A 21,206-nucleotide genomic window follows, 5' to 3' on the forward strand; every position below is an offset into this window, starting at 1 on the left:
CAATGTCATCGGCAGGGGCTATTTGCCCTTGCTGGAAAAAATCGAGCTGAAGAAGTTGTAGAGCGCGTCGCCGGCGATAAACCCGGCCGCCATGATCTCCATCGGTGTGCGGCCACGATCGCCCCAACGGCGCAGGATCGCCACGCGCAGCGCAATACCCACCAGCACCGCCCACCCGGCCAAGGCGTTATTGATCAGCAGACCGGTTGCCAGCAACACGCCGAGCTGGCGCTTAGGGCCGCCGATCAGCTGTACCACGGCGCCGGGGATCGCCCAGATCAAAAGGCTCCAGGCGATACCCGGCTGCGCACCGGCCTCGATGGTCTTCGCGTAAACGCGCGCGACCGGCGGGATCAGGTCCTGCAGGAAATAGCTGTGATAAGAGAGGTAAACCACCGGAATGGCGATGAGGAAGGCAATCAGCGCCGCAAACAGCTGAATGCGGCGCCCCAGCAGCTCCTGCCGCAGATCCTCGCCGTAGCCACGCAGGATGAAGCCGGCTTTCAAATCAAAGCCCATGTCGGCGAAGGCCGGCCCGGTGGCGGCGGTAAAACCGGTCAGGATGCACAGCGCCAGCGGTGGGAAACCGATCAGGATACCGACGATCAGGGTGATCAACGCCACCGCGAACGCAGGAAACCAGCCGGAGTGCATGGCGGCGATACCGACGATCAGCTCATGAACGAAAGCGGCGAACGCCGCGTATATCACGAACAGCGCCAACATCGGCAGCGACATCTCGCTGAACAGCCCGCCGATCAGAGCCAAAAACGCGGCGATGGCGATGTAGCCGACCGCGCCCAGGCCGAGCGCTTTGCTTACCGCACTGTCCGGTTGGGTATAACCGGCGCTATCGGCGCGGCGGCTGCGGATCACCTGCGCAACCTGGATAAGCGCCACCAGGCCGGCGCCGACCATCACGCCGTGCGGAATAAAATGGGCATTGATATCGAAACCGGCCACCGGATCGGCGTAAGCCCGCAACAATAACCCGACGCCAAACATGCTCAGCGCCCAGATATTGCCGATAAAGGCGGTGCCGAAGGCCGCCATGGGGATCTTGAGCATTGATCCGGCGATACCTACCCCTACGCCCACCACCAAAAGCCAGGCCTGCTTGCCGCCGCGATCGCCGGCTTTAATCGCTTCCGCGGCGGCGACGCCGGGCGGCCAGGCATTGGCGGCGGGGAACACTTTGGTATCGAACAGGCGATAAAGCAGATAGGCGTCAAGCAACATCGCCGCCGCCACGCCGCAGAACATCGGTAAAATAAGCTGTGGTTGCCCCATCACGTAAGGCACCGCAATCGGCATCAGCAGACAATTGGCCGCGCCGAAGGTGGCAGAGGAGATCACCGTCTGCGCCAGGTTCTGAGTGTGCACCGAGCGGTAGAGTTGGAACATTTTCAGCGGAATGCGTGCCAACAGCATGGCAATCAGCGCACCGATGATCGAGGTGTTGGGCGTCACGCCCAGCGTGGTGATCAGCTGAACGCCGATGATCGCCCCCACCACCGAAAGTAGCGCCATGACCAACAGCGTGCCGGCCTCTTTTAGCGGATTATTTGATTTCATGCTTGGTTTCCCTGAATATTTCCTGCTGCGTGGCGGAAATAACGCCAAACGATAGCTCGCCGCGGCAGTTCCATTATTTGGAACTACCGGTGTCACAACGTGATTATTTTCTTATTCAGCCTGTCTATTTCTTACCAATAAAATACGGTGAAATATAATTAATGAGTTCCCTGGTGTCGGCGCTCGTTAATTATGATGCAACACGATAGCTCAGGCGCGTTATTTGATCTGCTGCCAATAATCATCGCCATATTTTTCCGCCAGTTGGCGGCTGACTGCGGTTAATTCGGCCAAGACTTCCGGTACAAACGGCTGCTCCTCGCCCTGCGAGGGGAAGGACAGGCACAACCCCACCGTCTCGCTGCCGTGCTTGTTCACCAGCGCGGTCGCCAGCGAACTGATGCTGTTCAAGGTTTCATTGCGCGCCAGCGACCATCCCTGACGCCTCACCTGCTGCAACGTCTGCAACAGCGCATCCAACGTTTGCGGCGCATTGGGCGAAGTCGCCCGGTAACCGCCGGCGTAACGCGCCCGAACCTGCTCGTCGCTTTCACGCGCCAGTATCGCCCGGCCGACCGAGGTTTCCGCCGCCGGCGAACGGTAACCCGCCGGGGTGACCACCTGCAAAAAGTGGCGGCCGGGGAACATCCGCATCACCATGATCTCCTGCCCTTCCAATATCGAAAGGTAGCCGGTACAGGCCGTCTGGCGGCACAGCTGCGCCATACTGGCCGCCAGGTTGTCCACCAGCGGCATCGACAGATAGTGGCTGGATGCCGCCAGCAACAGCGCGCCGATGTGATAACGCCGGCTATCGGGATCGCGCTCCAGCATGCCCTGATTTTCCATGGTCTGCAGCAGGCGCGATACCGTGCTTTTCGGCAGCGCCAATTGCTCAACCACGTCGCTGAATGCAATACCCGGTTGGCCATGCATCACACGTTGTTGAGAAAAGAGTTTTAATACCGCAGCGGCATTTTCCAGCGTTGTCATGATCCGCCTTGTTCCACTATATGGAACTCAGTTCCTGTTTTATAATTAAAAACTAAAACCCGAACTCCGCAGCGTCAAGCTGTTTATTTTTTGTCAGCCGCAAAATAAAAGGCATTCGTGCTTTTCAAATGAAAATATTGCGTAGAACGCCGACTTATCCGCGCCGAATAAAATAACGATACGCTCTGAAAATAATGAATAGCAGGACAAGCTGCTGAAAAATGATTTTCTCAGGAGGAGATATTGCCGCGGCTCAGAAACCCGCGCCGCGCAAACTGAAATCGATCGGCAACGTCAATTCCACCGTGCCGTTGACGTAGGCGTCCGCCGGCGGCGTGGGCAGCGGCGAAGCGCGTTTGACCAGCGCCTGGATTTCGCGATCCAGCGACGGCAACCCGGCGCTGCTGACCAGCGTCACCGCCAGCACATGGCCCTGCCTGTCCAACGTGAAACGCACCTGCCCGACGCTCTGGCGCTTTAGCCGCAATGCGTCTTTGGGGTAACGTTTAAAACGATTCAGGCGGCCGCTGATGCGGCTGCGCCAGTTGTCCACTCCCGCCTGAGAATAGGGCGTCAGGCGAGTTTGCGGCGCGGCCGTTTTATCCGCCCGGCCCGGCGGTGGCGCACCGACGCTTTGCTCCTGAACCTTCGGCGGCGCGATCGTTTTCTCCTGCGGCGGTGTGCGCGGCAGGGGGGGAGTCTTCACCGGCTTGGGCGGTTTTTTCTGCTTCGGCGGTACGGCGATGTTCGGCCGCACGGCTTCAGGCACCTTCACCGTCGGCAAGGGTTCCGGCGGCGACGGCGGTTCAACCTGAGGCGGCGGCGTCCTTTGCCCCGGCGGTTGTTTTACCTCGGCCGGGGCCTGCGGTGCGGCGGCCATCACCACCATAACCGCCGGCGGCGGCACCCACGCCGGCGCGGCCTGGTCCCGCCAGGGCCAGAACAGCGCCACAACCAGCAGGTGCAGTGCCAGCACCAGCACCAGGCAACGGCGCCAGGGCATGACGGCACCGGGTGCGGCGAAAGGCAGCGGCGAAACCGACATGCTCACTCTTCCGTCAGCGCCAGATGAAGGCGATCGGTCAGCGGTTTGAACAGGTAGTTCATCATCGAACGCTCGCCGGTGCGGATGAAGCCTTCGACCGGCATCCCCGGGCGGATCTCCAACCCGTTCAGGCGTTGCAGCCCCGCTTCGCTGACCTTGACGCGCACGCTGTAATAGGGCGCGCCGCTTTTCTCGTCGGTCAGGCGATCGGCCCCGACCAGCGTCACCTCGCCCTCGACGCGCGGCGTGGTGCTTTGGTTGAACGCCGAGAACAACAGTTCGACCGGCAGCCCTACCTGCACCTTGTCGATCAGTTCGACCGGGATACGCGCCTCCACCTGCAGCCCCCGATCGCTGGGCACGATCTCCATCAGTTGCTGACCGGCGCCGATCACGCCACCTTCGGTGAACACGCTCAGCCCCACCACGGTGCCCGCCACCGGCGCTTTCACCTGCGTATGACCCAGATCGGCCTCCGCCTTGGCCAGGCGGTTATCCAGTTCGTCCAGCTTCATCCGCACCTCGGCCAGCTGGCTACTGACCTCTTTCTGATACTCTTCCCGCCGCTGGATCGCCCGCAGCTTCAGCTCCAGTATTTGGCGGCCCAGGCGGCCGATATTGCCGGTGTCCTCGGACGCCTGGCCATCAATCTGCGCATACTGCCCTTCCAGATCCAGCAGCCGATTGCGCGCCACATACCCCTGCGCAGCCAGTTTGCGCATACCGCTCAGCTGCTCCTGCAACATGGCCTTTTGCCGTTGCTTGCTGGCGTAAGACTGACGGATCCCTTCCAGCATCGCCTGCGATCCGGCAATGCTCTCCGCGATCGCCGCCAGCTCACTCTGCAGCGCCGCTCGGCGGCTGGTGAACAGCTGCTGCTGCAGCAGCATCAACGACATCACCTCTGGCTCCTCCCGCCGCGCCTGCAGCAATGCCGGGAAAGCGATCGCCTGCAGGCCGTCGCGTTCGGCCTGCAGCCGCGCCCGCTGCGCGGCGTTGCTCAACTGCTGGCTGCGCAGCGCATCGCGCTGGGTGCGGCTGTCGACGGTATCCATCAGCAACAGCACCTGCCCGGCGCGAACCCGGTCGCCTTCATGCACTTGAATTTGCGACACTACGCCGCCGCTCGGGTGCTGCACCGCCTTACGGTTGCCGGCCACCACCACGCTGCCGGAAACCGGCACGCCTTTGTCCAGCGGCGCCAACAGCCCCCACAGCAGGAAGCCGCCAAACCCCAACAGCACCAGCCAGCCGCCGAGCCGCAGATGGCGCCCTTCGTCGAACTGTCGGGAAAGGGCGTCGATATCGCCGGGGATCACACTCTGATTGCTCATACTTTTCGTTCACCGCTGGCCGTTTTGGCAAAGTTGGCGTAGTTGACGTTGAAGCCGCCGCTGCTGCGGCCGACGTTGGCCGGTACGGCTGCAGGCGCAAAACCAGGCAGTTTCTTCAGGATGGCGTCGCTGGGGCCGAAGTGCTGCACCTGGCCGGCGGCCAGCACCAGCAATTTGTCGGTGGTCGCCAGGATCGCCGGTTTGTGGGTCACCAACACGATGGTGGTGCCGCGCGCCTTCAACGCTTCGATCGCCCGCTGCAGCGCCTCTTCCCCTTCACGATCGAGGTTGGCATTCGGTTCGTCCAACACCACCAACGCCGGAGAGCCATACAGCGCGCGCGCCAGCGCCACCCGCTGACGCTGGCCGCCGGACAGGCCGCTGCCGCCCTCGCCCAGCTCGGTTTCATACCCTTTGGGCAAATGCAGGATCAATTGGTGCACGCCGGCCAGCGCGGCGGCGGCCACCACCTTCTCGGCGTCAACCTGGCCAAAGCGGGCGATGTTTTCCGTCAGGGTGCCAGCGAACAGCTGGATATCCTGCGGCAAGTAGCCGATATGCGGCCCCAGCTGCTGTTTATCCCACTGCCGGATATCTGCACCGTCCAGCCGCACGTCGCCGCTGAGCGGCGTCAACGCGCCGACCAGTTGGCGCATCAGCAACGTTTTGCCGGAGCCGGATGCGCCAATGACGCCCAGCACCTCGCCGGCCTCCAGACGAAAACTGACGCCGTGCAATACCGGTGCACTCCCGCCGGGCGCGCTGGCGGCCAGCTGATTCACGGTCAATGTCCCGTTGGGCGCCGGCAGCGGCAGGCTCGCCGCCCGCGGCGGATTAGCGGCCAACATCACCTCCAGCCGCTGCAGGGACTGGCGCGCCGACGACCACTGCTTCCAGGCGCCGATCAGCTGATCGATCGGCCCCAGCACCCTGCCGATCAGGATCGATCCGGCGATCATCATGCCCGGCGTAATATCGCCGTTCACCGCCAGCAGCGCGCCGCAGCCCAACATCAGCGACTGCAATGCCAGCCGCACGGTTTTCGACCAGGCGGTGACGGCGGCGATTTTCTCGCTGGCGCGGTTCTGCAACAGCAGGAACTGCTGATGCTGCCGCAGCCAGCGCAGGCGCAAGTCGGTCAGCATCCCCATGGCGGCGATAGCTTCGGCATTACGCAGGTTGCCGTTGGCCTGCTGCGTGGCGCTCAGCGCGACCCGGCCGGCCTCCGCGAGCGGCGCCTGCGACACCCGCTGGTTGAGCCAGGCCAGCAGCACCAGCACGATCACCCCGGCGCTGGCCAACGCGCCAAGCCAGGGGTGGAGCAGAAACACCACCAGCAGATAAACCGGGAACCAGGGGGCATCGAAAAAGGCGAACAGCGCATTGCCGGTGGCAAATTGGCGCAGGTTGGTCAGATCGTTCAGCGCCTGCCCCGCCAGCGGGTTGCCGGTTTTCAGATTGGTTTCGAAGGCGGCGTCGTAGACCCGCTGATTCAGGCGCATATCCATCTGGGCGCCGAGGCGGATCACCACCTGGCTGCGCACCCACTCCAGCAGCCCCATAAACAGGTAAAGGCCGACCACCATCAGGGTCAGCATCGCCAGCGTCATGCGGTTGCCCGACGGCAACACGCGATCGTAGACCTGCAGCATGTACAGCGCCGGTGCCAGCATCAACAGGTTGATCACCGCGGTAAACAGCGCGATGCCCCAAAATCCGCGCCGGTATGCGGCCAGCACGCTCATCACTTCTCCGCGCCTGACGGCGTTTTTCATGGCGTTTTCCATCGGCTAAAAACGAGAAAATGCCCGCCGGGGCGCACGGCGCCGGCGGGCAAACAGCCGCAATCAGGCCGCCAGCAGTTCCGGGCTGTCGGCGTGCTGCACGCCCACCGCCGTCGCCGCCGCCACCTGATCGAAGGTGGAATTGACGCTCAGGCCGTAGTCGTCGAGGATGCCGTTCAGCGCGGTTTCCAGCGCGCCGGTATCGCCGGACATCAGACCGTACACCACCTGGTGCACCACGCCATCGTGGCCCTGCGCCTGCAGGCTGCTGAGGTTCAGGCCGCCGAAGCTGACGTCAGGCACCTGAATGCTGTACGGCGATGTATCGCCACCGCTCAAACCGTCGCCGAACGACAGGGAATCCAGCTGGCCGTACAGGGTATGCGCCGGTTCATTGAACAGCGTGTAGGTCAGGTTGCCACCCGCCACGACCGACGTGACATGGTTGTCCGTACTGGTCACGGCATATTGGCTACCAGACAACCGGCCGCCGTAGAAGCCACCGCTGTTGGAGTCGGTGACGTTACCGTTGGTATGGTTGATATCACCAAATGTCGAAGCCCATTGGCCCAGATAGTCATGAATGCTGTAACCGCCAAAGCTGCTGTCATAGTTAACTGAAAATGCCATTTCTCTATCTCCATTGATGAACGGCGCCCCTTGCGAGGCTGCCCTTGTGCTCAAGGATGAGCAACGCCCTTTTACTGCTTAAAAACGGTATTCCACCCCGCCCTGCACGGTGCGGCCGCGCCCGAGGGTATTGGCCAGCGTCTCGCCGTAGCTAACGACATAGGCGCGGTTAGTCAGGTTCTCCACCGAGCCGCGCAGCGTCAGGCTGTCGGTCAGCTTGTAGCTGGCGTACAGATCGAACAGGGTGTACTTCGGCCAGTCGGCCAGGTACGGGTAATTGGACGGCACCGAACTGTCCTGATAGCCCGGCGCAAAGCGCACGGTCACCCCGGCGTCCAGCTTGCGATCGAAGGCGCGGCCGCCCAGCGTCACCGAACCGCGATCGCCTGGCAGGTAGGCGGCGGAGCCGAACTGCGTCCCCCCGTCACACGTGACGAAGTCATTGGAAGCGGCATCCGGCTCAACATAGAAGTTGCCGCGGCGCGATCCGTCGCCGTAGCGCAGACGCCCTCCCAACCAGGCCTTGTTCGAGCAGAACTCGTTTTTGCCGATCATGTGGGTATAGGTCAGGTCGGCGTAGAACACCCCGGCGTCATAGTTGAGCTGGTACTCCAGCCCGCGGAAGCGGGTTTTCGACAGGTTGTTGACGTAAGCAGCATTGCCGATGCTCGGCTGCACCAGCCCCGGTTTATTGCGGTCTATCGCCAGGTTGATGTAGTTATCCACTTTGGTATCGAAGTAGGCCACCTTCGCCACCAACCGATCGCCCTCAAACCACAGATCCGGCTGCTGCACGTTGAACCCGACTTCCCAGGCGCGCGAGCGCTCGGGCTGCAGGAACGGGTTGGGGTATTGCGTGGATGAACTGTGCGCGCTGCCGTTGGTCAGCGTTTCGGTGATCGCCGGCGGCCGCCAGGATTTGCCGTAGGTGGTATACAGCTCAAGCCACTCCACGCCGGGGCGTACCGCCACCGCCAGCGTTGGCGACAGCTTGCCCTGATCGCGATCCACGTCCCAATCTTCGCGGGTGGTGGTTGAACAGCCGGTCAGACGCAACGCTTTGCAAGGATTGTCAATCGTGTAGCGTTGCCCATCCTTGGCCAAATCCGGATAGCTCAGGCCGGTCTGGCCGCGCAGGCGATAGCGGTCGTAACGCAGCCCGCCCTCCAACGTCAGCCAGCCGTCGTAGTCGTAGGTCAGGTTGGCGAACAGGCTGGCGACCGAACGGTTGCCGGCCGGCGTCACCCCTTCCATGCCTTGGCGGGAAGAGTCGCTGGTTGCCTTGTCGTAATAAAACTCCAGCCCGTAGTTGGCGCGGAAGTCATGCCCCGGCGCCAGGCTGAAGCGCGAGGTATTTTGCGCCTGCGCGCCGTAGGTACGCAGGCGGGTACGCGTCGCGTAGCCGTTGTCCAGCAGCGAGCTGGTGCTGTAGGTGTCGCTGTCATCCTGAGTATCGACGTAATACAGCTTGGCCTGAAAATCGAGCCAGTCGACGTCTTCCGGCGCCAGGCTGTAATCAAACGCCGCGTTGCGCGCCATCACGTCGCTGTAACCGGTGCGCTTCCAGCCCAGTTCATAGGGCGGGCGGGTGCCCAGGTTGGTCAACGTGCCGGCGATCGGCGACGCGGTCTGGGTCTGCAAATAGCTCAGCTGCAGGCGTTGGTTGGCGGGCAGATTCCAGCCCACCTTGGCCAGCCGCGAGTGCATACGGTAATTTGTGTCGGGGATTTTGTTGTTCTTGATGCTCTCGGCGTAGCGATCGTAATTGCCGGTGTCGTTATTGATGCGAATGTTACCGATATCGCCCTTGTTGCCGGGCCAATAATCGCCGAGGTGGCGTTCGCTGGCAGCCAGCAGGATATCGCCGGTTTCGTTGCCCAATGCCAGTACGCCGCTGCCGATGAAGTGGGTGCCGTTATCGCCGGTGCTGGCGTGCAGCTTGCCGCCCAGCTCTTTGCCCGGCGCCAGGAAATCGCTCGCGCTGACGGTATTGAAGGTGGCAATGCCGCCGAGCGTGCCGGCGCTGCCCATGCCGCCGGTGGTGCCCTTGTCGATAGTCACGCCGGACAGCAGTTCGGAATCGATGTACATGGTGCCATTACGCTGACCATGGCCGCTCTTTTGAAAATTCTGCCGCATGCCGTCGATATTCATGTTCACCCGGCCATAGTCTTGTATGCCGCGGATGTTGACCGACAGCGCAGGATCTTGCTGGCTGACGCTGGAATAGGCTCCCGTAGTCTGCTCCAGAATATCGGCCGCGTGTCGCGCCGGGCGGTTGTCCATCTGTTCGCGGCTGATGACGCTGACCGAGCGCGGTTCGTCGTAAACCCAATCGTTGGCGTTGATGCCGCTGGCACCCAGCACCGTCAGGCTGTCCAACGCCAGCGCGCCACCGTCGCCGTTCGCCGTCGGCAGCCGACTCAATACGATTTGCCCCTGCGGCTGCAGGCGGAAAGCCACCGGATTGCCGCCGATCAAGCGCCGCAGGCCCTGTTCAACGCTCATGCTGCCGTTCAGCGCCGCCGCCTGCATGCCGTCGAGTTTCACCTCGTCAAAAAACACCTGCATGCCGGCCTGCTCGGCGAAGCGCAACATGGCACTCTGCAGCGGCTGCGCCGCAATGTTGAAATTCTTTTGCTGTGCGGCCTGCGCGCCGTTCGCCTCAGCCTGGACGGCAAGCGCCACCGCCGGCTGAGTCAACATCATCGCCGCCAGCGCGGCGCGTACCGCCGTGGCCAATCGGCCGGCCGGCGTGGTTCCCTTGTGAATAAGCATGCGTGTGTGTTCCACCCGAAAGAATGCCAAACTAAGTGATAATGGAAATCAATCTCGTTTAAACATAAGGACGTTCCGGGAGGCAAAAACCCGTAAAGATTTTTTACAGAAAGTGAAAATAACGGCGAAGCGGGCATCCCGGCCCGCCTTGGCCGCTCAGTAAAGCAGCGTGATGCCGGGGAGATTCAGCTGGCGGGCGGAGAGTTCCTGACGAATGGCACCGACGCCGTCGTCGAGTTTATTGAGCGCGAACACACCGCTCACGGTGCGCGTTCTTAGCGCGGGATTGACCGCCACGATGCGGGTCCCGCGATAGCGGTTGAGCTGCGCGAGCGCCTGCGTCAGCGGTTGGCGGTCGATCACCAGCCAGCCGCGTCGCCAAGCGTCATCACCGGCCGTTTGCCGCGTCAGCTGCAGCTGCCCGTTGCGGTAATGCGCCGCCTGGCGTTGCGCGACCACCAGCGAGCGCTCGCCGCGCTCAAGCGTCACCCGCACGCTGTGCTGATGCACGCTGACGTCGACGCCCTGTTCAGTGCGCGCCACGCTGAACTCGGTGCCCAGCGCCTGGGTGACGCCGTTTTTCGCCTCCACCCTGAACGGACGGCTTTCCGCCCCGCCCAACGGCGCGACGATAAAATAGGCGGCGCCGCTCAGCAGCCGCACCTTGCGCTCATCTGCGGAATACGCCAGCGCGATCGCGCTGCCGCTGTCCAGCGACACCCGGCTGCCGTCCGGCAAAGCAACTTCGCGCACCTCACCGCGAACGGTTTGATAATCGGCCTGCAGGCCGATCCACAGATCCGGCCCGCGATAAACGCCGAATGAAACGGCGAGCGCCACCGCCGCTGCCACCGCCCAGCGGGGCCATCGATAGCGAGAGGGCGTTTTCAGCGCCGCCACCTGCGGTTGTAACGCCTGCCGCTGCTCAGGCGGCAGTTGCCCAAGCGTCGTCCACAGCAGGCGAGCCTGACGCAGCGCCGCCGGATGCTGCGGATCGGCGGCCAGCCAGGCGTCCAACGCTCGCCGCCGATCGGCCGGCAGCGCCCCTTCGGCCAGACTCACGGCCCAGGCGGCCGCCTGCTGTCGCGCCTGTGCGGTTAGCGGTTTCATAATGGCATAGACCTCTGTTTTTTCTGGTTATAGGTTAAGACGTCTGAGCGCGGATAAACCCGTAAAAAAATTGCCATTATTGTTCTTCCATCCGCGCCATCAGCCGCTCGAGGGCGCTGGCCAGGTGTTTTTCCACCGTGCTGAGCGACACGCCCAGCTGCGCCGCCACCTGCGCCTGGGTCAGGCCATCGAGCCGGTTAAGGCGGAAAATTTGCTGCGTGCGCGGCGGCATGTCCGCTAGCGCCTGCTGCAACAGCTGCAGCAATTGGCTATCGATCGCCCGTTGTTCAAGCGCCGGTTCACCGGAGGGATACTGCGCCAGAATGTCGTCTTCGACCGCTTCGGTCTGCCGCCGCTGCTGCTGGCGCACATGGTCGAGCATCAGGTTTTTGGCGGTTTTGTACAGGTAGGCTTCGATATCGAGAATGTTACCCTGCGGATATTGCTCGGTAAGGCGGGTAAAACTTTCCTGCGCCAAATCCGCGGCCAGCTGAGGGTCGCGCAGTTTGGCATTCAAATAGGCTTGCAGCGGCCGCATATGGCGCAGAAACAGCGCCTGCAACTCGGAATTGGACATCTCTTTTCCCAGAAGTGAAACACCCAATAGGGGCGATAAAAATCACATAAATGATTATCATTATCAATATTGTTCTGGGAAATATATGCTAACGCGGGGGGATAAACAGGAAACCGGCCTGGCGCCGGTTTCCGCTGTGCAGCAGGTCAGAGCTCTAGCGCCTCGTCTTCATAGCGGTGCTTGGCGTCGAGCGCTTCCTGCTCGGTTTCATGTTCACTGAGCAGCGTATTCGGCTCAATGTCGTCGGTGCGCACTTCAAAACGGCGCAGATGCAGGTTCGGGTCGCCCCGAAACACCTCAACGACGCGGGCGCTCCGTGGATAAGCAGGTTGATCATTTTCGCGCATGCCGTTCTCCCGTGTGTTTCACACAGTAGCAAGTATAGCAGCCGCCCTCATTCCGGCACGCGCGAGCCAAGATCGCGATCGCCGGGGGCGCCCGCCAACAGCTCGGTCAGTTCGTCGCAGGCGCAAATGCGACCTTCACGCACGGTGAAGTGCGCCAGCACCCGCACGCGGCTGCGGGTACCGTCGCGCTTTTCCACCTCGACCAGATGGTGGGTCAGCACTGCCTCGCCCTGCTCCGCCGCCGCGATCACGCTCAGCGTCATGCGGCGGGTTTGCCGTTTCAGCAGCGCCATATGTTGCTCAAACTGCGCGAAGTTCAGCACCTTGCCATCCACCTGCTGGCGGTAGTCTGCGCTGAAACGGGCAGCGAGCTGCGTCGGCCGATGCTCCGGGCTGGCGACGACCTGCTGCAGCGTATCGAGCACCAGGTTCAGTGGGGTAACTTGAGTCATCACGTTTCTCCGAAATAGGGTGAACGGCGATCCTATCCCGGCCAGGCGATGGCATAATAACCACATCAAGACTTTCAATAACGTTAAACGGCCAACATGACGCAGATCCGCAGCCAACGCCTTCAGCATGAAAAAAAGCACCTGACGCCCTGGCACCGGCACGAAGGCGGCCAGATCTATCTCTTGACGCGTGGCATGCTGGCAATGGAACTCCCGGGCCGGCAATGGGCGATCACCGGCGGTACGCTGGGCTGGCTGCCGCCGGGATGCGCCCATCAGGCGCTGGCCTGCGGCGACGTAGCGGGCTGGAGTCTGTATCTACCGGGGGAAAGCGTGCCGGAGATGCCGCCGCAGCCGCAGCTGTTCACGGCCTCTGCGCTGTTGCAGGCCCTGGTGGAGCGTATCGCGCAGTTCCCCGCCGGCCCACTGAGTGCGCCGCAACGGCGGCTGCTGCAGGTGCTGCTGGATGAAATGCACGCGGCAAGCCGCGCGCCGTTGCAATTGCCGCTGCCGCAGGACGCCCGGTTGCTGAACATCGCCCGGGCGCTGCTGAACGATCCCGCCAGCCTGCGCAGCCAGCGCGACTGGGCCGACTGGGCCGGGCTCAGCCCGCGCACCCTGAGCCGCCGCTTTGTGCAGGAAACCGGCATCAGCTTCGCGCTGTGGCGCCAGCAGGCGCGGGTATTGCGTTCACTGGAGGGATTATCACGCGGCGCAGCGGTCGCCGAAGTGGCCGACACCTGTGGTTACGACAACGTCAGCGCCTACATCGCCGCCTTTCGCCGCCGCTTCGGCGTCACGCCCGGGGCGTACTTTGCGGCCGCTCGGCAAACGGAATAGGAAAACGGGCGCCCAGCGCCCGAAGAGAAGAAAGGGTTATTTCACCGTCTCACGCGGCAGCACCGCGAGGATTTGCTCCACCACCCGCTGCGGATCGGCGGCGCCGTCCATCACGTAATGCGCGGCATCCTGATACAGCGCTTCACGCGCGGCCAGCACCTCGAGCATCTCTTCGGCGATCGGCCTGCCGGTGAGCGTCGGGCGCTGCGCATCTTCCGGGTACTCTTCCAACCGCTGCGCCAGCACGCTGGCCGGCGCGCGCAGGTAGATAACGGTGCCATGCTGGCGCATAAACTGACGGTTCTCCTCCGCCAGGATCGCCCCGCCGCCGGTGGCAACTACAGTTGACGGCTTGGTCACAGCTTGCAACGCGATGGTCTCTCGGCGACGAAACCCCAGCCAGCCCTCGCGCTCGACCATTTCCGCCACGCTCATCTGCGCCGCTTGCTGCATAAACAGATCGGTATCGACAAACTGATAGCCCAACGCCAGCGCCAATGCGCTGCCTACCGTGGTCTTGCCGGCTCCGCGAGCGCCTATCATGAACAGGGTTTGTGTCATTACGGGTTGTCCCTTATGCGGTGACTTGAGTGCATTGCATACCAAAATACCGAGCGGGTGCGATGGCGTGGTGGCTGCATCATACCCTGCCCGCTCTGTATTTCAATATTTACGATAGTGTAAATTCCATGGCACAGCGACTGCCGACGGCAAAGCCGTGCGCCAGATCCTCATCCAGGTGCCGCCGCAGGGCGACCGTGAGCCGCGCGTCGTCGAGCGGCCGGAATCCCAGCCGCCGGTAGTAGGGCGCATTCCACGGCACATCAATGAAGGTGGTGAGCGTCAGGCGAGTGGCGCCCTGCCGTTTGGCTTCTTCCACCACCGCGCCGATCAGGCGGCGGCCGACGCCCTGCCGTTGCCAGGCAGCGGCGACCGATAATTCGGCGACATGCCAGTCTTCCCCCTGAGCCAACACGGCGATAAAACCGGCGCACTCACCGTTGTCGCTTTCCGCCAGCCATTCACGGCGCTCGGCGATAAACGCGGCGTGCTGTTTCGGGGCCATCACCTCGCCTTCGGCGATAAAGCGCCATTCCGGCTGCTGGCGAAACAGCTGCGCCGCCGAACGTTCAACCGTCATCAGATGCGCGATATCTCGCTGCTGCGCCAAACGGATCTGCAGGCTCATGAGTTCTCCTTAACGTTGGGGCGGTTATTTAAACAAATTCCACCGCCCGTGGCTCAGAAATCGATACTGCCGCGCAGCACCACCTCACGCGGCTCTCCCACCGCCACGCGCAGATTGCCACCGCTGGACGGATAGTAGGTTTTATCGAACAGGTTCTTCACGTTCAGCTGCCATTTCACCCGATAGCCGTTGATCGGCATGGTGTAAGCGGCGAACGCATCGGCAACGGTGTAGTTATCCAGGTAGAAGCTGTTGGCGGCGTCGCCCGGGCGCCGGCCCACGTAGCGCGCGCCGGCGCCGATACGCACCTCATCTCCGCTGTACAGGCCCAGGCTGCCGAGGTTCTGGGTCAGGAACAGCGAGGCGGTATGGCGCGCCACGTTGGTCATCTCTTTCCCCTTGTTGTCCGGATCGTCCACCACGCGGGCGTCGGTATACGCATAGGAACCGATCAGGCTCAGCGAGTCGGTGAGATTGCCGGCCACGTCCAGCTCCACGCCCTGCGAACGCACGCGCCCGGCGGTGCGCGTCACGGTTTCGCCCTCCACCAGCTCATTGACCATGACGTTACGCTTGGTGATGTCGAACAGCGCCAGCGTGCCGGTAACGCCGTTCGGCAACGCCAGCTTGCCGCCGACTTCCCACGACTTGCCCTGCTCCGGCGGCAGCGAATCAATTTGGGTGGCGATGGAAGAGTTCGGCTTGAACGACTCGGTATAGCTGCTGTACAGCGACACGTAAGGCGTCAGCTTGTAGACCACACCGGCGCGCGGCACCATCTTGCCGTCCGAGCTGTCGGTGTTGGTCTGGAACGGCCGCCCCTTGCCGGCATAGACGTCGAAAGCGTCGTAACGCAGCCCGCCCATCACCAGCCATTTATCAGTCAATTGGATAGAATCCTGCATAAACCAACCGTAGCTGGTGAGGTTTTCCCGCTGGTCGCTGTCTTTGGCGCTGACCGCGGTCGACGGCGGCATCAGGCCGTATACCGGATGATAGATATTGAAATCGCTGTTCTTTTTACCGCGGATCATGTCGCCGCGGTAGGTACGGTTATCTTCAAAATCGAAGCCGAACAGCATCTGGTGGTTGATGCTGCCCCAGTCCACGTCGCCATTGAGCGTCAGCTGCACCGCGTTGGCGTGGCTGACGGCGTTGGCGGTCGAGTCGGCCTGGCGGCTCAACACGCCGGTCACCGGGTTCAGCGCCGTGGCGCGCGCCTGGTTGTCACTGTAGCTGTTGCGGCTGTAGGCGTAGGTCAGCGAGCTTTTCCAGCGCTCGTTGAGCGTTTGATCGATCTGCAGGGTAATGCTGTCCTGATCGCCGCGGGTAGCATTATAGGCTTCGTCGAAACGGCGATCGCGCGGCGTATTCACCGGTTTGCCGGTGCGCGAATCGATAATGGTGCCGCGATCGAACGGCACCAGATATTCCATATGCTCGTAGGCCAAGCGCACGGTGGTGTTCTCGCCGTACCACATCAGCGAGGGCGCGATCACCGTCTGGCGGTTGCGGCCAAAGTTGCGCCAGTAGTCGGTTTCATCGTGATCGACGATCATGCGATAGGCGAATCCCGACGTGCCGAGCGGCCCGGTAACGTCGAGCTGGCCGCCGCCGCCGTTGAAGCTGCTGCCCCAGCCTTCCACGTGGGTATGTTGCTGCAGCTGGGGCTTTTTGGTGATCATATTGATCATCCCGCCCGGCTCGCCCATGCCATACAGCATCGAGGCCGGCCCCTTGAGCACCTCCACCCGCTCGGTGGTCGGCGTAAAGTTGCGCGCCTGCACCGAGCGCACGCCATCGCGCAGAATAGAGCCGTCGCGGTTATCGCCAAAGCCGCGTTTCATGACCGCGTCCTGAGTGCCGCCCAGCGTGTTGGCCTGGGTAATGCCACTGACGTTGTACAGCGCTTCGTCCAGGCTGCTGACCGCCTGATCGGTAATCACCTGCTGCGGCACCACGTCGATCGCCTGCGGCACATTCAGCAGGTTGGCTTCGCTGCGGGTGCCGGTGACGCTCGTCAACGGCTGATAGCTCTGCACACCGTCGGCGTCTTTGCGGCCAATCACCGTCAGGCTTTCTTCTTTCGACGCGACTTTTTCCGCCGCCCACGTCGGCAATGTTGCGCAGGCCGCCAAAGGCAATGCGCACCACCAGCCGCGCTTGTTGTTATTCATTATCTAACTGACTCCAATAGGTCCCTGAAAAAGGTAACGGCAAAAACTGCTGATACAGCTGTTGGAAGGTCTGCTGCGGATTGATGTCGGCGAACAGATCCGGGTAAAACGCTTTGGCGAATACCTCGACCAGCACCACGTGGTACGGGCTGAGGTAAAAGTTGTGCCAGACGCTCCAGGCGCGGTGGTTTTTCACCGCCTGCAAGCTGGCCAGCATCGGCTGTTTGGCGATCAGCCGGCGGAAGCTGTCGGCGGCCTCCTGTGGGCTGACCTGCGGCCCGAGGCTCAGATCGGACAGCCGTTTGCCTTGCGGGCCGGCCATGCCGGTGGCGAGGTATACGTCGGGATTGGCGCTCAGAATGGTTTCCGGGTTCAGTTCGCCATACACCCCTTTGACGCTGGCGTTGGCGATGTTGTCGCCGCCGGCGAAGGTCAGCAGATCGCCAAGGTTGCCGTGTGCGGCGGTGGTGCAACAGGTATCGCGCCGCCCCAGATGCAGGTGCAGCATCACTTTGGGCTTCGCCCCCTGATAGCCCGCCAGGCGTTGCTGAATCACCGCCATATGCTGCTGATAAAACGCGATGAACTGCTCGGCGCGCTGCTGGCGATTGAGCACTTCGCCCAGCAGCCGCACACTCGGCACGGTGTTGTTCAGCAGATCGATACGCAGATCGACGTAGATCACCGCCACACCGGCCTTGTTCAGCGCGGAAACCAGCAGATCGTTGTCACCGTCTTCACGCGCGTAGCGCGCCAGGATCACCAGATCCGGCTTCAGCTGCAGCAGGCTTTCGATGTTGACCTGGCGGAAATTATTGCCGCTGATAATGGGGATCGCGGCGATCTGCGGGAACTTCTGCGTATAGCGTTGCCAGCTTTGCGCATCGAAACGCGCCAGATCCGCCGGCCAGCCGACGATGCGCTGCGCCGGGTTGCCCGGCTCCAGCAGCGCCAGCGTATACAGCATGCGGCTCTCCCCCACCACGATGCGCTGCGGATTGTCCGGCACCACAACCTGACGGCCGGTGATATCGGTCACCGTCTTCGCCTGGGCGGAGAACAGGCCGAACCACAGGGAAAGCAGCAGTAAAATGAGGGAATTGCGCATGATTGAGCCGAAACGGGGGAAATAGTGTGCGCATGATAATCACTCTCATTAACACTTGCAATCCCACGCCGCGATTGCCAAAAGAAATCCGGGAAACGGCGCCGGGCGCGCGGCAAACATGGCGAAACCGCTAAAATAACGGCTTTAAAAAGTTAAAAAAATGGCGGGGAAATCGGTTATATAGAACGGGGAAACAGCTAAAAACCGGGAGACCTCCATGACTCAACGCATCATTCCGCTGTCGGATTGCCCGCAGTTTGCCGATGTGTGCGCCGCCTGGGCCTTCGGCCAATGGGGCTCACAGCGTGGCGGTTCGCTGAAGCGCACCCAGTTGCGCTTCGCCCACTGCAGCCGGCCAAGCGACGATCACCTGACGCTGATGATGATCGACGGCGATCGTCCGGTGGGCATGGCCAGCCTGTGGCCCAGCGACGATCATCAGCGCCAGGATCTCACCCCATGGCTGGCCGGCGTCTTCGTGCATCCCGATCACCGCCGCAAGGGCATCGCCCACCGTCTTGAGATGGCCATCGTCGAGGCGGCGCGGCAACGCCATCACTCGGTTTTGCATCTCATCACCGACAAATCGGAAGCGCTGTACGCCGGCTGGGGTTGGCATCCCGTGGAACGCCGGCGGCAGCATGACGAAGAAGTGGTAGTAATGGCGAAAACGCTGTAGCTAACGCGGCGTACAAACATACACCAGCGCCGGCGGGAAGTTGCGCACCACCCGCAGGCGCTTCCAGTGAAAATAGCGGGACAGCAATTTTTCCGACAGGTGGCTGTATTGAAACAACACCAGCGTGCCGTTGCGCGTCAGCAGCCGCTGCCGGGCCTGCTGAAGAATGCGCACGCTGATCCTGACCGGGATCGACAGCAGCGGCAGGCAAGAAAACACCACGTCGTAATCCGTGGCCATTTGGGTCGCCGAATGGGGCATCACCTGCAGCCGCCGATCGTCTATCCCCCGCAGCCGATGCACGAAATGCGGTTGAATTTCGAAAGCCTCCAGCGCCGCATCGGCGCGCATCCGCCCCAGGATGCGTTTGGTCAGTACGCCGTCCGCCGCGCCCAGCTCCGCGATCGACAGCGCACGGGTCCATTCAATCTGGTTCAGCATCGCCTGGCACAGCCACGGGGAAGAAGGCGCCAGCGTACCGACGGTGCGCGGTGAAGCCATAAATTGCTGCAGGTAAGCGAAGTGATTCATCAGTTGCAGCCGGGTCGCATTTAACATTGAGGCCTCCTTGGGTTAAGCCCCCAATGTGAGCCGAATTTCTTAAGTAATCATTAACATGATTCCGAAAGCGGCAGACACAGTTGTAATAAAATGCGACCTCAGCCACGACGGCACAAAGAAAAACGGTCGTAATAATGACCTGAAAATAAGCCGTTTATGCGCCGACTGTTCAGATAATTATTACGACCGTTTATTTTATTGGCCACGTTGCCGTGGCCAGAGAGTAACAATCAACGCTTAGCGATAAATTTCCGCATTGCCGCGCCAGTTACTGGAGTCCCCGGGGGTGTCCAGGCCGATAATGCGGTAATGGCTGGCGCCGTCCGCCGCGGCTTTTTCTTTCAGGGCGGTGATGGCGTCATGCGGTGAGCCGCTAATGCCGGAAACCGACACGACGCCGATGCTTTGCAGATTGGCGGCCTGCTCGCTGTTGACCTGTTTCACCGACGACAGCGGCGCGGCAAAAGTGGAGAAGGAAGCGGCGGCGATCAATACGGCTGCGATGCTTGGGATAAGTTTCATGATTGACTCCAGGTGTTCTTGTTTATTAGCTCGTTGTCAGTGATGTTAATTATCCGCTAGCCAATGAAAACGGACGTCATGCAACGTAAAGAACATCAATCATTGTGAGGAGAATAAGGAGGATATGAGTGCGAGTGTGTATTTTCAGGCAGGAATGACTTTATTGAGTTCACCTTACCCCTATTTGATGAACAATTAAAGACAGGGCGAAAGAAAGAACGCACGCCGCCGCTATTTAAGATTTTTTACCCGCCGAGGCGCGCTGAGCTACGCTGATTTTGTGGCTTACCCTTTTAAGGAAGAACGCTTATGTCGCAAAACCTGCTGCGCGTGCGTGACGGTCAGGGCGCTTCGGTCTCATTCTCCGAACTGCTGTTCGATCTGATCTACGTTTTCGCCGTGACCCAACTTTCCCACTATCTGTTGCATCACCTGACGCTGACCGGCGCACTGGAAACCCTGCTGCTGTGGTTCGCCGTCTGGCTGGCCTGGCAATACACCGCCTGGGTCACCAACTGGTTCAATCCCGATACCCGTCAGATCCGCCTGCTGCTGTTCGCGATCATGCTGCTAGGGCTGTTCGCCGCCGCCGCGCTGCCACAGGCGTTTGGCGAACGCGGTCTGATCTTCGCGCTGTTCTACGTCGCCATTCAGGTTGGCCGCTCCGTCACGGTGCTACGCCTGCTGGCGCCCGATCATCCGTTAAAACAAAACTTTCGCCGCATTCTCGGTTGGCTGTGCATCTCCGCCGTCTTCTGGATCGTCGGTGGGCTGGCAGAAGGCAATGCCCGCCTGGCGCTGTGGGCGATCGCCGTCTTGTGCGAATACGTCTCGCCGATGTTCGGCTTCCGTTTACCGGTCCTGGGGCGCTCGGACAGCAGCAGCGAATGGACCATCGAAGGCCACCATCTGGCAGAACGTTGCCAGCTGTTCGTGATCGTAGCGCTGGGAGAAACCATTCTGATCACCGGCGCCACCCTGAGCGAGATGGAAAGCTGGAGTCTGCCGGTGCTCATCGCCTCGCTGGTGGCCTTTCTCGGCAGCCTGGCGATGTGGTGGGTTTACTTCGACACCAGCAGCAAAGCCGGCAGCCACGCCATCAGCCAGGCGGAAAACCCCGGCCAACTGGGCGCTTATTTCCATTATGTGCACGTCGCGCTGGTGGGGGCGATCATCGTCTGCGCCGTGGCCAACGAGCTGGTGATCGCCCATCCCGACGGCCGTATCCAACACGCCACGGCGGCGGTGCTGCTGCTCGGCCCGGCGATTTACCTGTTCGCCAACGCGCTGTACAAACGGCTGGTGTATCACCGTTTTCCGCTGTCGCACCTGGTTGGGCTGCTGGCGCTGGCGGTATTGGCCCCTATCGCCTATTTAACCGATCTGCTGATGGTCAATGGCCTGACGACGCTGATCATGGTGATGGTGGCGGTGTGGGAGAGCATCTCGCGCGGCAGAGCGCCGCAGCAGCATGCGGAAGCCTGACACAAACGGGGGCGCTATCG

Annotated in this window: 20 protein-coding genes; 3 read left to right on the plus strand and 17 right to left on the minus strand. The window is 61.7% G+C overall.

What is annotated here, in order from left to right:
* Window positions 1-18 precede the first annotated feature (18 nt).
* The 11 genes from BVU99_RS12940 to BVU99_RS12990 all read right to left on the minus strand — a co-directional run bounded on the left by BVU99_RS12940 (window position 19) and on the right by BVU99_RS12990 (window position 12,625).
* Window positions 19-1,575: an OPT/YSL family transporter gene (locus BVU99_RS12940; RefSeq protein WP_043135614.1), complete on the minus strand. Its 1,557-nt coding sequence runs from the start codon at window positions 1,573-1,575 to the stop codon at window positions 19-21.
* Window positions 1,576-1,794: 219 nt separating this feature from the next.
* Window positions 1,795-2,568 (minus strand): IclR family transcriptional regulator, encoded by a 774-nt coding sequence (locus BVU99_RS12945; protein WP_025301730.1) that lies wholly within the window; start codon window positions 2,566-2,568, stop codon window positions 1,795-1,797.
* Window positions 2,569-2,821: 253 nt separating this feature from the next.
* Window positions 2,822-3,613 (minus strand): energy transducer TonB, encoded by a 792-nt coding sequence (locus BVU99_RS12950; RefSeq protein ID WP_099817522.1) that lies wholly within the window; start codon window positions 3,611-3,613, stop codon window positions 2,822-2,824.
* Window positions 3,614-3,615: 2 nt separating this feature from the next.
* A complete protein-coding gene (locus tag BVU99_RS12955) occupies window positions 3,616-4,947 on the minus strand; it encodes an HlyD family type I secretion periplasmic adaptor subunit (RefSeq protein WP_025301728.1) in 1,332 nt (443 codons plus the stop codon).
* Entirely contained in the window at window positions 4,944-6,722 is a 1,779-nt protein-coding gene (locus tag BVU99_RS12960) for a type I secretion system permease/ATPase (protein ID WP_049206216.1), read from the minus strand. Before BVU99_RS12960 ends, BVU99_RS12955 begins: the two co-directional genes overlap by 4 nt.
* Before the next feature lie 72 nt (window positions 6,723-6,794).
* Window positions 6,795-7,361: a heme acquisition protein HasA gene (locus tag BVU99_RS12965; RefSeq protein ID WP_025301726.1), complete on the minus strand. Its 567-nt coding sequence runs from the start codon at window positions 7,359-7,361 to the stop codon at window positions 6,795-6,797.
* Window positions 7,362-7,439: 78 nt separating this feature from the next.
* Complete coding sequence (locus BVU99_RS12970) at window positions 7,440-10,139, minus strand: TonB-dependent receptor (RefSeq protein ID WP_025301725.1); 2,700 nt, start codon at window positions 10,137-10,139, stop codon at window positions 7,440-7,442.
* A gap of 156 nt (window positions 10,140-10,295) precedes the next feature.
* The gene (locus BVU99_RS12975) at window positions 10,296-11,249 is read right to left on the minus strand and encodes a FecR domain-containing protein (protein WP_049295127.1); all 954 of its coding nucleotides are present in this window, start codon (window positions 11,247-11,249) and stop codon (window positions 10,296-10,298) included.
* 76 nt (window positions 11,250-11,325) lie between these two features.
* The gene (locus tag BVU99_RS12980) at window positions 11,326-11,826 is read right to left on the minus strand and encodes an RNA polymerase sigma factor (protein WP_049206220.1); all 501 of its coding nucleotides are present in this window, start codon (window positions 11,824-11,826) and stop codon (window positions 11,326-11,328) included.
* A 146-nt stretch (window positions 11,827-11,972) separates the two neighbouring features.
* Window positions 11,973-12,173: a YaiA family protein gene (locus BVU99_RS12985; protein ID WP_004940491.1), complete on the minus strand. Its 201-nt coding sequence runs from the start codon at window positions 12,171-12,173 to the stop codon at window positions 11,973-11,975.
* 47 nt (window positions 12,174-12,220) lie between these two features.
* Window positions 12,221-12,625: a nuclear transport factor 2 family protein gene (locus tag BVU99_RS12990; protein WP_060432538.1), complete on the minus strand. Its 405-nt coding sequence runs from the start codon at window positions 12,623-12,625 to the stop codon at window positions 12,221-12,223.
* Window positions 12,626-12,721: 96 nt separating this feature from the next.
* Here BVU99_RS12990 and BVU99_RS12995 point away from each other — a divergent pair, with 96 nt between their 5' ends.
* Entirely contained in the window at window positions 12,722-13,465 is a 744-nt protein-coding gene (locus BVU99_RS12995) for a helix-turn-helix transcriptional regulator (protein WP_049295126.1), read from the plus strand.
* A gap of 36 nt (window positions 13,466-13,501) precedes the next feature.
* Here BVU99_RS12995 and aroL read toward each other — a convergent pair whose 3' ends face one another.
* The 4 genes from aroL to BVU99_RS13015 all read right to left on the minus strand — a co-directional run bounded on the left by aroL (window position 13,502) and on the right by BVU99_RS13015 (window position 17,939).
* A complete protein-coding gene (gene aroL / locus BVU99_RS13000) occupies window positions 13,502-14,026 on the minus strand; it encodes a shikimate kinase AroL (protein ID WP_089195578.1) in 525 nt (174 codons plus the stop codon).
* Between the two features lie 109 nt (window positions 14,027-14,135).
* A complete protein-coding gene (locus BVU99_RS13005; protein WP_089195577.1) occupies window positions 14,136-14,654 on the minus strand; it encodes a GNAT family N-acetyltransferase in 519 nt (172 codons plus the stop codon).
* 53 nt (window positions 14,655-14,707) lie between these two features.
* Complete coding sequence (locus BVU99_RS13010; RefSeq protein WP_099817523.1) at window positions 14,708-16,831, minus strand: TonB-dependent siderophore receptor; 2,124 nt, start codon at window positions 16,829-16,831, stop codon at window positions 14,708-14,710.
* Window positions 16,824-17,939, minus strand: coding sequence for an ABC transporter substrate-binding protein (locus BVU99_RS13015; RefSeq protein ID WP_099817524.1), 1,116 nt, complete (start codon window positions 17,937-17,939; stop codon window positions 16,824-16,826). Before BVU99_RS13015 ends, BVU99_RS13010 begins: the two co-directional genes overlap by 8 nt.
* 217 nt (window positions 17,940-18,156) lie before the next feature.
* On the opposite strand from BVU99_RS13015, the gene BVU99_RS13020 reads away from it, so the two are divergent.
* Window positions 18,157-18,618, plus strand: a complete 462-nt coding sequence (locus tag BVU99_RS13020) for a GNAT family N-acetyltransferase (protein ID WP_099817525.1) — start codon at window positions 18,157-18,159, stop codon at window positions 18,616-18,618.
* Here BVU99_RS13020 and BVU99_RS13025 read toward each other — a convergent pair whose 3' ends face one another.
* Window positions 18,619-19,176 (minus strand): rRNA adenine N-6-methyltransferase family protein, encoded by a 558-nt coding sequence (locus BVU99_RS13025; RefSeq protein ID WP_099817526.1) that lies wholly within the window; start codon window positions 19,174-19,176, stop codon window positions 18,619-18,621.
* Between the two features lie 240 nt (window positions 19,177-19,416).
* A complete protein-coding gene (locus tag BVU99_RS13030; protein ID WP_004940519.1) occupies window positions 19,417-19,701 on the minus strand; it encodes a YdgH/BhsA/McbA-like domain containing protein in 285 nt (94 codons plus the stop codon).
* 309 nt (window positions 19,702-20,010) lie between these two features.
* Here BVU99_RS13030 and BVU99_RS13035 point away from each other — a divergent pair, with 309 nt between their 5' ends.
* Entirely contained in the window at window positions 20,011-21,186 is a 1,176-nt protein-coding gene (locus BVU99_RS13035) for a low temperature requirement protein A (RefSeq protein ID WP_043135588.1), read from the plus strand.
* The last annotated feature ends 20 nt before the right edge of the window (window positions 21,187-21,206 follow it).

The sequence above is a fragment of the Serratia sp. OLAL2 genome (assembly GCF_002752475.1).
GTDB classification, from domain to species: Bacteria; Pseudomonadota; Gammaproteobacteria; order Enterobacterales; family Enterobacteriaceae; genus Serratia; species Serratia bockelmannii.

Bases quoted from the DNA above. Each gene is read 5' to 3' on its own strand.
- BVU99_RS13010 (WP_099817523.1), bottom strand. From the start codon at position 16,831: ATGAATAACAACAAGCGCGGCTGGTGGTGCGCATTGCCTTTGGCGGCC.
- BVU99_RS13035 (WP_043135588.1), top strand. From the start codon at position 20,011: ATGTCGCAAAACCTGCTGCGCGTGCGTGACGGTCAGGGCGCTTCGGTC.
- BVU99_RS12995 (WP_049295126.1), top strand. From the start codon at position 12,722: ATGACGCAGATCCGCAGCCAACGCCTTCAGCATGAAAAAAAGCACCTG.
- BVU99_RS12985 (WP_004940491.1), bottom strand. From the start codon at position 12,173: ATGCGCGAAAATGATCAACCTGCTTATCCACGGAGCGCCCGCGTCGTT.
- BVU99_RS12950 (WP_099817522.1), bottom strand. From the start codon at position 3,613: ATGTCGGTTTCGCCGCTGCCTTTCGCCGCACCCGGTGCCGTCATGCCC.
- BVU99_RS12960 (WP_049206216.1), bottom strand. From the start codon at position 6,722: ATGAAAAACGCCGTCAGGCGCGGAGAAGTGATGAGCGTGCTGGCCGCA.
- BVU99_RS13015 (WP_099817524.1), bottom strand. From the start codon at position 17,939: ATGCGCAATTCCCTCATTTTACTGCTGCTTTCCCTGTGGTTCGGCCTG.
- BVU99_RS13005 (WP_089195577.1), bottom strand. From the start codon at position 14,654: ATGAGCCTGCAGATCCGTTTGGCGCAGCAGCGAGATATCGCGCATCTG.
- BVU99_RS12945 (WP_025301730.1), bottom strand. From the start codon at position 2,568: ATGACAACGCTGGAAAATGCCGCTGCGGTATTAAAACTCTTTTCTCAA.
- BVU99_RS12990 (WP_060432538.1), bottom strand. From the start codon at position 12,625: ATGACTCAAGTTACCCCACTGAACCTGGTGCTCGATACGCTGCAGCAG.
- BVU99_RS13020 (WP_099817525.1), top strand. From the start codon at position 18,157: ATGACTCAACGCATCATTCCGCTGTCGGATTGCCCGCAGTTTGCCGAT.
- BVU99_RS12940 (WP_043135614.1), bottom strand. From the start codon at position 1,575: ATGAAATCAAATAATCCGCTAAAAGAGGCCGGCACGCTGTTGGTCATG.
- aroL (WP_089195578.1), bottom strand. From the start codon at position 14,026: ATGACACAAACCCTGTTCATGATAGGCGCTCGCGGAGCCGGCAAGACC.
- BVU99_RS12975 (WP_049295127.1), bottom strand. From the start codon at position 11,249: ATGAAACCGCTAACCGCACAGGCGCGACAGCAGGCGGCCGCCTGGGCC.
- BVU99_RS13030 (WP_004940519.1), bottom strand. From the start codon at position 19,701: ATGAAACTTATCCCAAGCATCGCAGCCGTATTGATCGCCGCCGCTTCC.
- BVU99_RS12980 (WP_049206220.1), bottom strand. From the start codon at position 11,826: ATGTCCAATTCCGAGTTGCAGGCGCTGTTTCTGCGCCATATGCGGCCG.
- BVU99_RS12965 (WP_025301726.1), bottom strand. From the start codon at position 7,361: ATGGCATTTTCAGTTAACTATGACAGCAGCTTTGGCGGTTACAGCATT.
- BVU99_RS12955 (WP_025301728.1), bottom strand. From the start codon at position 4,947: ATGAGCAATCAGAGTGTGATCCCCGGCGATATCGACGCCCTTTCCCGA.
- BVU99_RS13025 (WP_099817526.1), bottom strand. From the start codon at position 19,176: ATGTTAAATGCGACCCGGCTGCAACTGATGAATCACTTCGCTTACCTG.
- BVU99_RS12970 (WP_025301725.1), bottom strand. From the start codon at position 10,139: ATGCTTATTCACAAGGGAACCACGCCGGCCGGCCGATTGGCCACGGCG.